Below are 13,101 nucleotides of genomic sequence, written 5' to 3'. Positions count from 1 at the left end.
CGTTTGCGTCTATCGGACCGGTGACGATTTCGTCGCCGCACCGCATACTTGCGCGCAGTTGGCTATGCTGCTGACAGCATGACGCTGGTTCATTTCCGAGGGATGCTCAATGTTTTACGTGCAACGCGATGCGCAGGGCCAGTTGATTCGCGTGGAAGCTGCGGCGTACGCCGAGGCCACGGAAACGCTGCCGGCCGACCACCATGAAATCCAGGCCTGGTTCGCCAACGCAGCCGTGGAAAACAGCCTCAAACAGCTCAAGCAGAGCGACTTTGAAATGATTCGGGTACTCGACGACCTGATTCAGGTGCTGACCCAGAAAGGCGTGATCCGGGTCACCGACCTGCCGCCGGCGGCGCAGGCCAAGTTGATGGATCGGACCCAGGCACGTGAGGCGTTGGGCGGGTTGAGCCACTTGATCGATGAAGATGAGAGCGGGTTGATCTGATCCCGGATCTTCACCGACTGAACTGACCCTTTCGCGACCAGGCTCGCTCCCACATTGGAATGCATTTCAAATGTGGGAGCGAGCTTGCTCGCGAAGGCGGCATCACTGAGACCAACGCTCCAAGGTTTACTTCCAGGGCTTGGGCTCACCAAACAACTGCCCCTGCACCCCATACAAGCCCATCTCGCGAATCACCGACAATTCCCCTTCCGTCTCGACCCGCTCGGCAATCAGCGGCAGATCAATGCTGTGCGCGGCGCGCTGGATCGCTTCGATGAACAAGCGCTTGTCACTTTCCTGATCGATCGCGCGAATGTAGCTGCCGTCGATCTTCAGGTACGCCAGGCCCAGCCGCGCCAGGTTGCCGATCATGCTGAAGCGCCCGCCGAAGCGTTGCAGGCTCAGGGAGAAGCCCAACTCGCGCAGACGCCGGGTCAACTGCTCGAGCACCGCTTGTTCGGGCAATTGCTCCTCGCCGATTTCCAGGGTCAGGCGCTCGCCGAGGTTGGAGTGCGCCCGCAGAATCTCGAACACTTTGTTCAGCGCCTGCGGATCAGCCAGGGTCGCCGAGGACAGGTTGAGCGCCAGCGAATCCTCATGCTCTTTCATTTGCTCGAGCACGCGCTCGAGCATCAGCCGGTCCAGGCGCGCGGTCCAGCCGAAGCGCTCGAGCCACGGCAGGAACCGTCCCGCCGGAATGGTCTGACCCTGATCATCCAGCAGCCGCGACAGCACTTTGTAATGCAGCACCAGTTGCGTGTCCTGGGCGGCCACCACCGGTTGGAAGTACAGCTCGAAACGCTGCTGATTCAACGCCTGATCGAGCAAGCGATGCCAGGCATGGTGATCGTCGCCGACATCCGCCACCAGGCTCTGATCGATACACGCCCAGTTCTGCTCGCCCTGCCCCTCGGCCTGCGCCAGCGCCTGGTCGCCGAGGGTCAGCACCGCTTGCGGCGAATCGCCGTGAGCGAACGGCGCAAGGCCAATGGAAGCCACGGCCGGCACATCGGTGGCACCGGTGGCGTGCAGGCTGCTCAGCGCGCTGTCGAGGTTCTGCGCCAGTTGCAGTGCTTCTTCGCGCACCAGCCCCGGCGCCAGCACGGCGAACTCACCGCCGCGAATACGGGTCACGAGGTTCTGGGTTTCCGGGTATTTGGCGCACTCGCGGGACAACTGTTCGCCCACCGCTTTCAACAGCTCATCGGTGCGCTGCCCGCCGAGGCGCTGGTTGAGACCGGCCAGATCCTTGACCCGCAACAGCAGCAGGTAACCGGAGCTGGCCTGCTCCGGGTTGCTCACCCGGTTGTGCAGCTGCATCTCGAAATAGCGTCGGTTGGCCAGCCCGGTGAGGTTGTCCTGATAGGACTCGGCGCGCAGCTTTTCACTGCGCTCGGCCTGCTCCTGGAACAGCGCCTTGAGCTTCTCGACCATCTGGTTCATCGCCTGCACCACGCGCCGCAGTTCAGGGGTGCGCGGCAGCTCCGGCAGGCTGAGGAATTCACGGCGGGCGATGGCGTGGGACTGCTTGACCATGTAATCCAGCGGGCGCAATTGCCGGCGCAGCAGCAACGCACCGAGCACCGCACTGACTGCACCGCAGATCAGCAGCCAGCCGAGGCTGCCCAACGCGCTCTGCCACAACTTGGCCACGGCAAACATCGGGTGGCTGACCACCTCGACCCGGGCGGCCTGCTCCCAGCCACGGCTGACCAGTGCGTCGCCACCGGCCGGCTCGAGGCCGATCAGTTTGACGAACCAGTCGGGCACATTGCTCACCGCCGGAATTCCGCTGCGCTCGACGATGGTCTTGTCGGTTTTCAGATCGACCACACGGATGCTCGCGTAATAACCGCTGTCGAAAATCGAGCTGACCAGCAGCTCGACCATCGCCGGGTCATCGATATTCGGCGTCAGCGACAACGCCAGCGCCGTGGCGGCGTCCTGGGCGTGGGAACGCAGCTGGTTGACGTACTGGGTGCGCGAGCTCTCCAGACTGACCATGAAGCTGCCGGTGAAGGCAACCACCAGGAACAGACAGATAGCGATCAACAGCTGTTTGAACAAAGACATCTGAGCGCGTGCTCCTAGTTAGTCGTTTCGACCGGAAAACCTTCGGCCTGCATTTTCTTCAGCACATCCTGCCAGCGCGACAGGCGTTTGGTATCACCGACCTTCTTGTTGCCCTTGGCCCCCGGCAGGTACAGACCTTCGGCATTGAAAGAGTAGACCGGCAACAGGTCGGTTCGCTGGGACGCCGGCTGGATCGGGTCGATCAGGCTGTCGAGCACCAGCGGCATGGCATCGGGGGTGGCGTAGTACGTCAGCACCATGTGCGCGCGGTTCTGGCGCAGTGCCTTGACGTAAGTGATGCGCAGCTTGTCACTGGAGACCCCCAGATGACGCAGGCTGAAATACTTGGCGATCGCATAGTCTTCACAATCGCCGGCACCTTTCCACAGCGCCTCGATGGGCGTCTCCCAATAATCGACCTGACCCCACAGATCGATATCTTCTACATACCGCACCTGTTTGTTGAAAAACAGGTTCACCACCTTGAGCTTTTCCATCTCGCTGACCTGTTTCTGCGTAGCCAGCAGATTTTGCCAGGCATCGATCCGCTGCTGCCCGGCGCCCAGCGGCCCGTACAGCGCGGTGGCTTTGCGGCTGATTGCGGAAAAATCCCAATCGGCATGCAGACCGCCCAGCATGACGCCGGCCAGCAGCAGTGCGCAGCCTAGCCAGCGCAGAGTCCGGGGGATCGCGAAACGTACCGCCACAGCAGGTTTCCAGAGGGCAGGAAGGAAAGCGTTTGATGGTGAAGCTTAGCCCGGCAAAAAACAATGGCACCATGAGATCATCTTCATCGCGCTAAACTTCACACAGCACGGCAATCCTCTACACGGTTTGACAACCTGTAGAGCAATCACTAGTGTCGTTGGATCCAAATTCCGTTGTCATTCAGGGTGAGTAGTCGTGACACAGAAGCCCAAACCACTGCACAGCATCAAAGTCGATGGGCCGATTCCCGCACACCTCGCCCGCCCGATCATCGAAGAGACGCTGCGCTCGGCGATCCTTGACGGCCGCTTGCCGTGCGGCACCGCCCTGCGCCAGCAGGACCTCGCCGACCTGTTCGGGGTCAGCCGCATGCCGGTGCGCGAGGCCTTGCGCCAGCTCGAAGCTCAGCAACTGCTGAACGTCACCACTCACAAAGGGGCCGTCGTGGCACCTCTGATTCAGGGTGATGCAACGGAAACCTACGAGTTGCGAACCCTGCTCGAATCCGAGGCGCTGCGCCAGTCGATCCCGTTGCTGACCAGCGCCGAACACGAGCTCGCCGCCGGTTACATTGCCGAACTCGAGACTGAACACAACTACGCCGAAATTGGCCGGCTCAATCGCTTGTTCCATATGGCGCTGTACAGCAAGGCGCCGAACAAGCGCCTGCTGCGTCTGGTGGAAGACGGACTCAACGAAGAAGAACGCTTCCTGCGTTTCAACCTCGAGGCCATGGGGCTGGGCAAGCTGTCCCAGGACGACCACCGGGCCATGCTGCAAGCCGCCCGCGAAGGTGATGTCGAACACTCGGTCGAATTGCTCGAGCAGCACCTCAACCGTGGCGTCGAGGTTATCACCCGTTACCTCGCCACCCCGGCAGCGCAAGCGCGCAAATCGTCGCACTGAGCCTCTGCGCGTCGAATAACCTGCTTACAAATCCCCCGTCGGTCTGCCCCTGATCAAGGTGGCAGATCGACCTCCCCGCTCTAATCTCCCTGCGCCCGTCAGCCCGAAGCCTGCTTGCTGTCGATGATCAATCGGCCATAGCCGTGGCGACGATTTACCCGCACTCTTGGACGGCCAACCCCATATAGAACGGGCGATGCACCGCACGGTCGGTGCAATCCCCGCAACAGGAACCTACGGAAGGAGCCTTGTCACGGGAAAAAGGAAGTCTCGGCGCCGTTCCCGGCCAACTTTCGTCCCCCTCAAAACATTTAATTTCATTCGTTAAAAGTTGCTTCGAGTGAGGCATTCACTCTGTTTATTCGATTTTGATCTTTGTTGATCGAAAGGAGTAACTACGCCCAAATAAAACTTACCCAAAGAGTTTTATCAGAGCAACTCATGCTTGAAAAAGACCAAACTAAAAATAATCAAATTAACCCTTGTTAATTAATTTTTCGACGTATAACTTTTTCTCCGCCGGGGATTAAACCCCAGCCATGGCAAGCGCCCTAACGCTACACACCGCGCAGATCGCCATTTTCGAGCATTGCAGTAACGTTCTTCGAAGTTAACTTTCAGGTTATACAAAGAGGTCAACGCACGCCCAGATAAAGCCCGCCATTTTATCGCCCCATTGATTGCGCAGTTAAAAGAGCCGTTCCATTTTATATCAATGATAAAGGACATCATGATGTCGACTAAGAACCAACTCGCCCAGAAGAAAGCCGAACTGAGTATTCACCCGATCTTTTCCGAGATCACTTCGTTGCCGGTATTGCGTCGCTTCATGGAGACCCACGTGTTTGCCGTGTGGGACTTCATGTCGCTGACCAAGCGTCTGCAACAGGAGCTGACCTGCACCCGTCTGCCATGGTTGCCGCCGCGCGATCCGCATGCCGCGCGCCTGATCAATGAAATCGTGCTCGGCGAAGAATCGGACGATCGCTTGATCGAGGGTCATTACAGCCATTTCGAGCTGTACCTCGACGCCATGCGTGAGATCGGGGCAAGCACAACCGCGGTAGAACGCTTTGTTGCGCTGCAACAGGAGGGCGTGAGTTATGACGTTGCGCTGCAAAGCGTGGAGGTCGATCCGGCGGCCGCGCAGTTTGTTCGCGACACCTTGCGCACGGCGCTGCAGGCGCCAGGTCATAGCGTCGCCGCGGCATTTTTGCATGGCCGGGAAAGCGTTATTCCAACAATGTTTCAGCGCATCCTCGATGACTGGGGAATCGGCATCGAGCAGGCGCCGACCTTTCGCTACTACCTGGAGCGCCACATCGAGGTCGATTCCGAAGATCACGGCCCGGCGGCGGAGCAATTGCTGGAGCGTCTGGTCGATGGCGATCCGCAGCGTGAAGCCGAGGTCTACGCCAGCGCCATCGCGGCGGTGGAAAGCCGCATCGCCCTGTGGGACGGCCTGCGTCTGAGCATGCGTGAACCCTTGGCGGAGGTGGCCCAATGAACGCCGCCGATTACCAATCCTTCGCTGACGCCTGGGAAAACCGCGCCACCATCCGCACCCGGCCACGGCGCGTGCTGGAAGACGATGAACGCCTGATCTACCCGCTGAGCCGCCAGCCTCTGGTGCTCAGCGAAACCTTCCTGCGCGAGTGCCCGCAACAACGGGATTTTGCCCTGGTGCAGACGCTGTACAAGTTCATCAACGATGTGGTGATTTTCGAAACCGAGATCGTCGACAAGACCGCGCGCAGCATCGCCAAGAATCGCTTCGCCGTGGCCTTCCCATTCGCCTGTCGCTATGACGCCATGACCGTGGTGGTGGACGAGGATTACCACGCGCTGGTGGCAATGGATTTCATGCAGCAGACCGTGGCCATGACCGGCATCGAGCCCATCGAACTGCCCGCTGAAATCGAACTCAGCCGGGCGATTCCTGCCGCTGTCAGCCTGGCGCCAGAGCACCTGCGCAGCGCAGTGGAACTGATCTGCGTGGCGATCGCCGAGAACACCGTGACCGGCGACGTCGCGGCATTCGCCCGGGATGACACGGTCAAGCCGTCGATCAAAGGGCTGATGGCCGATCATCTGCTCGACGAAGGCCGGCACTCCAGCTTCTGGGCGCGGATGGTGCGCATCTATTGGCACACCGCCAGTGACGCCGACCGGGAAACCATCGCGCAGATCCTGCCGGTGTTCATCGGCCATTACCTGACCAACGACATCCAGAAGTCCTTCGATCTGCGCCTGATCGACGTCTTGCCGGTCAGCGATGCGGTGCGCCGTTCGCTCAAGGACGAGATGGCCGGGCTGGCGTTCCCGATCAATCGCCACCATCCGCTGGTGGGCAACATCGTACGTTTTTTCCACAACAGCTCGCTGCTCGACACGCCCTGCGTGCAGCACGCCTTGCGTGATTATCTGGTTTGATGAGGAGGCCGACATGAGACGTCTCGACATTTTGCTGATTGGCGCCAGCCAGGCCATGACCGACCTGGCGCAGGAACTCGAACAACACGGTCACTCATTGCTGCGCAGCGGCGCGGCGCAGTCGGCGGTGGATCTGATCATCGACGATGGCTTTATCGGCGCCGGCGATTTCTGCGCAATCCCGCACCTGCATCTGCGCCTGGGTCTCGGTGCGCCGAGCATTACCGGTTTGCCGACGCTCGACCTGCTGTGTTTCCTCGGCTCGTCACTGATCAGCCGCGTGCCGATTGGCGATGAGCCGTCCGGCAACGGTCAGGCACTGCGCCAGCGAGTGCTGACGCATGTGGTCGACGAAGTCGCGTTGCTGGTCAGCCGTTTCTCCCGCGATGCCGAGTATTTCCAGCAGGCAATGCCCGCCACGGCACCGGACTTCGAACAGGTGGAGGACCTGCTGTTTCTCGACCGCCTGGCCTACGTCCATCGCCTCAACGACACGGCCAATCCCGTGCTGCTGAAGCAGGCGAAGATCCCGCTGATCGAACGCCTGCAACGCAGCCTGATCGAACACGCCGAGCGACCGGCGCTGCACCTGGCCGAGCAGTCGATCAGCTATCGCCAGTTGCACGCACACAGCCGTGCGATCCAGCAGCGTCTGCAACCATTGCTCGAGCAACATCCGCAGCCGTGGATCGTCGGCATTTGCCAGCCGAAAAGCCCTGCGCTGTTCGCCTCGATTCTGGCGGTGCTCGGCAGTGGCGCGGTGTATCTGCCGCTGGAGCCGAGCCATCCGTTACAGCGCCAGCAATACATCCTGCAAAACGCCGGCGCGGTGTTGTTGCTGCACGACGGCGAGCACCCGCTGAGTGAATCGATGCCCGGGCTGGATGTCAGTCGTATCGACGTCGCCGACGCCAATCTCAGCCAACCGCTGATGCGCCAGCGTCCCGAGCTCGACGCCCCGTGCATGGCGCTGTACACCTCGGGCACCACCGGCCATCCGAAGGGGGTGCTGCTGAGCCAGGCGAACCTTGCGCACTTCACGGCGTGGTACGCCGATTACGTGCAGTTGCGCGCCGAGAGTCGGGTGTTGCAGTTCTCTTCGCTGAGTTTCGATTCTTCGCTGATCGATATCTTTCCGACGCTGCTCGAAGGCGCCGAACTGGTGGTGCCCGATGACACTCAACGCCGCGACCCGCTGCAGCTGGTGGCGTTGATCCGTCGCCGGCAACTGACCCACGCATTCCTGCCGCCGGCGCTGCTGAGCATCCTGCAGCTGGAGCAATTGCAAGGTGTGGAAGTGATGACCGGCGGCGATGTCTGCGAGCCCTTCGTCATCGAGCAACTGACCCGGCAGGGCGCGCTGCACAACCTCTACGGTCCTACCGAAGCCACGGTGCTGATCACCGCCCGGCCACTCAAGCAGGGTGACAGCAACCGCACCCTAGGCGCGCCGATTGCCAACAGTCAGGTGCTGATTCTCGACGACGACCTGCAACCGGTGCCGGAGCACACCGTCGGCGAACTGTTCATCGTCGGCCCCGGCGTTTGCCTCGGCTATTTGAACAATCCGCAGCAGACCGCCGAGCGCTATCTGACCCTGCAACTGCCGCACGGCGAAACCTTGCGGGCCTATCGCAGCGGCGATATGGCCAAGTGGGGCGAACACGGTATCGAGCTGTGCGGGCGGCGCGACAATCAGGTGAAGATTCGTGGTTTCCGGGTCGAGCCGGAAGAGATCGAGCGCTGCCTGCGCGAAAGCCAGCTGTACCGTCAGGTGGCGGTGGTGATCGACAGTCAGCGGCGGATTCTGGCGTTCCTCGCCCAACCACAATCGGACGCCGCTCGCGATGCGTTGAAGGCCCATGCCCAGCAGTTCCTGCCGGACTACATGCAACCGGTGGCGTGGACTGAGTTGGCGCACATGCCGTTCGCCAGCAATGGCAAGGTCGATCGCAAGGCCTTGCTGGAGCTGCCGGTGAGCGTGCTGGACAGCGGCCCTAAATGCTTGCCGACGAACGCCGACGAAGCGCTGTTGCTGGAGATCTGGGCGGAATTGCTGGAACTGCCGAGCAGCGATATTTCCACCGACGAAAGCTTCTTCAACCTCGGTGGGCACTCGATTCTGCTGTCGCGCATGTTGCTGCGTTTGCGCGAGGAGTTCGGGCGCAGCATCTCGATCAACCGCTTCATCGAACTGCCGACCATCATCAAGCTCGCGACGCTGGTGCGCGGTACCGATGACAGCGCGGTGCTCAGCGCCCAGGCCATGGCCGATGCCGAGCGCCCACTGGACATCGAGCCGCTGCCGATCAGTCGTCTCGGCGATGTGCACAAGGTGATCGTCACTGGCGCCAACAGCTTTGTCGGCGTGCACATCGTTGAAGCGCTGCTCGGTTGGGGGGCTAGCGAAGTGGCGTGCCTGGTACGTGACGGGGGCGGACAGACGGCGGCGCAGCGCTTTGCCCAGGCATTGCGCGAGAACCGTCTGGAGCACCTTGACCTGAGCCGGGTGCGGATTTATTCGGCAGACATCACCCGCCCGCAACTGGGCTTGGCCGACGACGATTATCAGCGTCTCGATCGCGAGTTCGGCGCACTGGTGCACAACGCCGCCAACGTCAATCACGTACTCGATTACGAGTCGCTGGCCGCCGATAACGTCGAGCCGATCTTCGAGCTGTTGCGCCTGTGCGAAGGGCGCAGCAAGAAGGTCTTCAACTTCGTCTCGACGCTGTCGGCATCCAGCACCGTCGATGGCGCAGGCCGCGTGCTCGAGTTGCCCGCCGCACCGACCCCGCCGATCTACATCCGCAACGGCTACAACCTGTCGAAATGGGTCGGCGAACGCATCCTCGAGCGGGCCCGCGAGCGCGGGGTGTGGGTCAACCTGTATCGCCCCGGGAATATCAGTTTCAACAGCCTGAGCGGCGTCTGCCAGCCGCACAAAAACCGTTTGATGCTGATGCTCAAGGGCTCGATCCAGCTCGGTCAGGTACCGGCCTTCGCACTGAATTTCGACTTGATGCCAGTGGACTTTCTCGCCCGCTTCATCGCCTTCCACGCCAGCCGTTATTCGACCGAGCGTGCGGTGTTCAACCTGCACAACCCCGAGCCACTGAGTTGGGATGCCTATGTCGCCTCGTTCCGCGAGACCGGCAGCGAGTTCTCGCTGGTCAGCGTGGCCGACTGGCAACAGCAACTGGGCCGGGTGGACGCCGACAACGCGCTGTTCGGCGTGCTCGGTTTCTACCTCAACGGCTTCGAGGAAGACATCGGCGACATCTCCCTGATCGGGCACGCCAACGCCGAGGCCGGCGTGCAACAGATGGGCGCGCAGTACCCGGAAAAATCCCCGGCGCTGCTGCGTCGCGGCTGCGATTACCTGAAACAGATCAACTTCATCTAGTTCAACCACAAGGAGCAACACCATGAGCACTCTGCAACCCGACACCCTGATCAAAAACCCTCACGGCTGCCATGTTGTGTCTTCGGTGGAAGTGCCGGCAGACGCGGCGCAGGTCTGGGCGGTGGTCGGCAACTTCGGCGGTTTCGAGCGTTTCATCCCGGCGCTGTCGCGCATCGAAATGACCGGCGAAGGCGTGTCTTCGCTGCGCAAGAAATTTTTCAAGGACGGCAACGTGGTGGTCGAGCAACTCAACTCCCGCGATGAGCAGGCGCGAAGCATGACCTGGACCACGATCTACAACACCCTGGGGGTGGCCAATCTGTGGGCGGCGATGAATGTGGAATCGTTGGGGACGGAAAAGTCGCGGGCGACCTGGACGATCATTGCCGAACCGGCTTCGGGCGGCGAGGAGGCGCTGCCGGGGTTCAAGGACTTCGTGCAGGGGTTTGCCGATGATGCGATGGGGAATGTGCTGAAGCTGTTTGTTTAAGGCTTGAGCTTGGCGGTGAATTTTATACCGCTATCGCGAGCAGGCTCACTCCTACAGTTGATCGGGTTCCTTCAGACGAAACTCGATCAATTTGTAGGAGTGAGCCTGCTCGCGATGAACGATTACGCGGTCATACTGACCGGAAATCAGATCTTGAAGCTGTCCACCAACTGCTTCAACCGGTTGGCCTGCTGCGACAACGCATCACAATCCTTCAACGTCTCGTTGAGGTTGGCGACACTCTGCTGGTTCAACAGGTTGATCTGGTTGACGTCGACGTTGAGGGTTTCCACCACAGCGGTCTGCTCTTCGGTCGCGGCAGCCACCGACTGGTTCATACCGTCGATCTCGCCGATGCGCTGGGTCACGCTGACCAGTCGCAGACCGGCCTGGTTCGCCACTTCGACCGATTGTTCGCTGGAGGCCTGACTGGCGTTCATCGTGCTCACCGCTTCACGCGAACCGACCTGCAGCGAAGTGATCATCTTGTGGATCTCTTCCGCCGATTCCTGGGTGCGATGGGCGAGGTTGCGCACTTCGTCCGCCACCACCGCAAAGCCCCGTCCGGCTTCACCGGCACGCGCCGCTTCAATGGCCGCGTTGAGCGCCAACAGGTTGGTCTGCTGCGAGATGCCTTTGATCACATCGAGGATGTGGCCGATGTTGTCGGTGCTGGCGTTCAGGGTTTCGATCTGGGTGCACGACAGGCTGATCTTCTGCGACAGCTCGGTCATGGCCTGGATGGTCTGCTCCACCACCTGACGGCCGTCATCGGCCTGCTCGCTCGCGCCGCTGGCGTGTTGCGAAGCATCGGCGGCGTTGCGGGCGATCTCCTGAGTGGCGGCGCCCAACTGGTTGATCGCGGCAGCGACGCTATTGGTGCGTGCGCTTTGTTCGTCGGAACCGACGATCGAGGCGTTGGACGACGCCATTACCCGTTGCGACAGATCGTGCACGTGACGGGTGGCCGACGACACCTCGGAAATCGACGCGTGAATACGTTCGACGAACTGGTTGAACGAACTGCCCAGTTCCGCGAACTCATCCTTGCCTTCCACGACCAGACGACGGGTCAGGTCGCCTTCGCCCTGGGCGATGTCCTGCATCGCACGGCCCATGGTGGTCAGCGGACGCATCAGGACATTGATCAGCAGGCTCAGCAGCAGTGCGATGGCGGCGACCGCAACGAACATGGCGATCAGCGCCGAGGTACGGAATTGGCTGAGGGCGGCGTAGGCCTTGTCGCGATCAATCGACAGACCGATGTACCACTCGGCATTCGGCAGACCGGTAACCGGGGTGAACGACAGGATGCGTTCCTGACCGTTGAGCACCACGTTCTGGTTGCCCTTCTCGATGCGCACGCTGGAATTCGGGTAGATGTCCTTCAGGTTCTTCATCACCTGATCCTTGTCCGGGCTGACGATCACCTGACCGTCACCGCTGACCAGGAACGCATGGCCCAAGCCACCGAAGTCCACCGAGTTGATGATCTTCACCAGAGTTTCCAGGCTCAGGTCACCACCGACCACACCGAGCAGTTCGCCGTCCTTTTTTACCGGCATGGCGATGGTCACCACCAGACCACCAACGGCGGCCATGTAAGGCGGGGTCAGCATGGTCTTGTCGGCGGCAACGGCTTGCTTGTACCAAGGGCGCTGACGCGGGTCGTAGCCGTCCGGCATCTTCGCATCCGGGCGCTGGGTGAACACACCGTTGGCCTGGCCGACGTAGGTGAACTGGAAGTTCGAGGTAAAGGCCGGTTGATCGACCAGCCCCGGGAAGTCGGCGTTCTTGCCCTGATGAGCAACGTTTTGCGCGAGGTTTTCCAGCACCAGAATTCGCCCGCTCATCCAGTTCTGCACGCTGCTGGCGGTCAGATCGCCGGCCTGCTGCACGGAGGACTGGAGGTTCTGGCGAATGGTGTTTCGCTGCAGATAGTCGTTGTAGAGGGTGAACAAAGCGAAAGCCAGGACCACGACGCCCGAGGCGGCCAACAGGATTTTATGGCTGAACTTGAGATTCATTTCATGGGACTTCTTATGCAAAAGTGGGGATGCGTTCCGGGATGCAACATTCCATGTAGCTCCAAATATCCAATAGCTGGCAGGCAGCGTTCTAATGGCCGCTCTACTTTGGTGCACGCATGTCTCACCAGTCTGTCGGCACGATTCGGAGAAATCTTAGGGCTGTGTAGGAAATGGATGTTCTTTCTGGCAGATTCCCGCCGAACGGCGTGCCAGAGCGTTCGCCATGAGGTTTTCAAAGGCGTTATTCGGGGCAAGGCGGCTTGAGGGGCGCCGACGTGCACCTGCACGCGAATACCTGACCGATGAGCCCTATATCGCCTGCTGAACGAGTCTGAAGGTCTTCTAGATGGGCGAAGAGCGCAGCGTCGCCGCCACGGTCAGCTATCAGTGCTGATCGCGATCAGCAGTGTCGTGAACCTGGATTTTTTAGCTGGCCCTGAAACGACAAAACCCCTGTCTGCGTTAGCAGACAGGGGTTCTGGAATTTAATCTTGACGATGACCTACTCTCACATGGGGAAACCCCACACTACCATCGGCGATGCATCGTTTCACTTCTGAGTTCGGGATGGGATCAGGTGGTTCCAACGCTCTATGGTCGTCAAGAA

The 13,101-nt window shown here is 60.6% G+C and carries 9 protein-coding genes and 1 rRNA gene; 6 read left to right on the top strand and 4 right to left on the bottom strand.

The annotated features are described in order from the left end of the window. Positions 1 to 109 precede the first annotated feature (109 nt). A complete protein-coding gene (locus tag J5M57_RS18805) occupies positions 110 to 448 on the top strand; it encodes a hypothetical protein (protein WP_064585362.1) in 339 nt (112 codons plus the stop codon). A 126-nt stretch (positions 449 to 574) separates the two neighbouring features. Here the strand turns inward: J5M57_RS18805 and lapD are convergent, their stop codons facing one another. Both lapD and lapG read right to left on the bottom strand, forming a co-directional pair. Continuing rightward, positions 575 to 2,521 (bottom strand): cyclic di-GMP receptor LapD, encoded by a 1,947-nt coding sequence (gene lapD, locus J5M57_RS18800; RefSeq protein ID WP_169842737.1) that lies wholly within the window; start codon positions 2,519 to 2,521, stop codon positions 575 to 577. A gap of 14 nt (positions 2,522 to 2,535) precedes the next feature. Further along, the gene (gene lapG / locus J5M57_RS18795; protein ID WP_007962016.1) at positions 2,536 to 3,228 is read right to left on the bottom strand and encodes a cysteine protease LapG; all 693 of its coding nucleotides are present in this window, start codon (positions 3,226 to 3,228) and stop codon (positions 2,536 to 2,538) included. A 196-nt stretch (positions 3,229 to 3,424) separates the two neighbouring features. Between lapG and J5M57_RS18790 the strand changes: the two genes are divergently transcribed. The 5 genes from J5M57_RS18790 to J5M57_RS18770 all read left to right on the top strand — a co-directional run bounded on the left by J5M57_RS18790 (position 3,425) and on the right by J5M57_RS18770 (position 10,464). Further along, on the top strand, positions 3,425 to 4,135 hold the full coding sequence (locus tag J5M57_RS18790; RefSeq protein ID WP_207849331.1) for a GntR family transcriptional regulator: 711 nt from the start codon (positions 3,425 to 3,427) through the stop codon (positions 4,133 to 4,135). A 730-nt stretch (positions 4,136 to 4,865) separates the two neighbouring features. Then, entirely contained in the window at positions 4,866 to 5,642 is a 777-nt protein-coding gene (locus tag J5M57_RS18785; protein ID WP_169842739.1) for a DUF3050 domain-containing protein, read from the top strand. Further along, complete coding sequence (locus J5M57_RS18780) at positions 5,639 to 6,568, top strand: diiron oxygenase (RefSeq protein ID WP_207849330.1); 930 nt, start codon at positions 5,639 to 5,641, stop codon at positions 6,566 to 6,568. The genes J5M57_RS18785 and J5M57_RS18780 overlap by 4 nt, the downstream gene beginning before the upstream one ends. A 13-nt stretch (positions 6,569 to 6,581) precedes the next feature. Continuing rightward, positions 6,582 to 9,974, top strand: a complete 3,393-nt coding sequence (locus tag J5M57_RS18775; protein WP_207849329.1) for an amino acid adenylation domain-containing protein — start codon at positions 6,582 to 6,584, stop codon at positions 9,972 to 9,974. A gap of 22 nt (positions 9,975 to 9,996) precedes the next feature. Continuing rightward, positions 9,997 to 10,464 (top strand): SRPBCC family protein, encoded by a 468-nt coding sequence (locus tag J5M57_RS18770; protein WP_169842742.1) that lies wholly within the window; start codon positions 9,997 to 9,999, stop codon positions 10,462 to 10,464. 146 nt (positions 10,465 to 10,610) lie between these two features. Here the strand turns inward: J5M57_RS18770 and J5M57_RS18765 are convergent, their stop codons facing one another. Together J5M57_RS18765 and rrf are read right to left on the bottom strand one after the other, a co-directional pair. Beyond that, positions 10,611 to 12,491: a methyl-accepting chemotaxis protein gene (locus tag J5M57_RS18765; protein WP_064585347.1), complete on the bottom strand. Its 1,881-nt coding sequence runs from the start codon at positions 12,489 to 12,491 to the stop codon at positions 10,611 to 10,613. Between the two features lie 492 nt (positions 12,492 to 12,983). Next, positions 12,984 to 13,099 (bottom strand): 5S ribosomal RNA (rrf, locus tag J5M57_RS18760). Positions 13,100 to 13,101 lie beyond the last annotated feature (2 nt).

This window comes from Pseudomonas sp. 86_A (genome assembly GCF_017491705.1).
In the GTDB taxonomy this organism is placed as follows: domain Bacteria; phylum Pseudomonadota; class Gammaproteobacteria; order Pseudomonadales; family Pseudomonadaceae; genus Aquipseudomonas; species Aquipseudomonas koreensis.
This window is presented reverse-complemented; position numbering and strand designations above follow the sequence as displayed.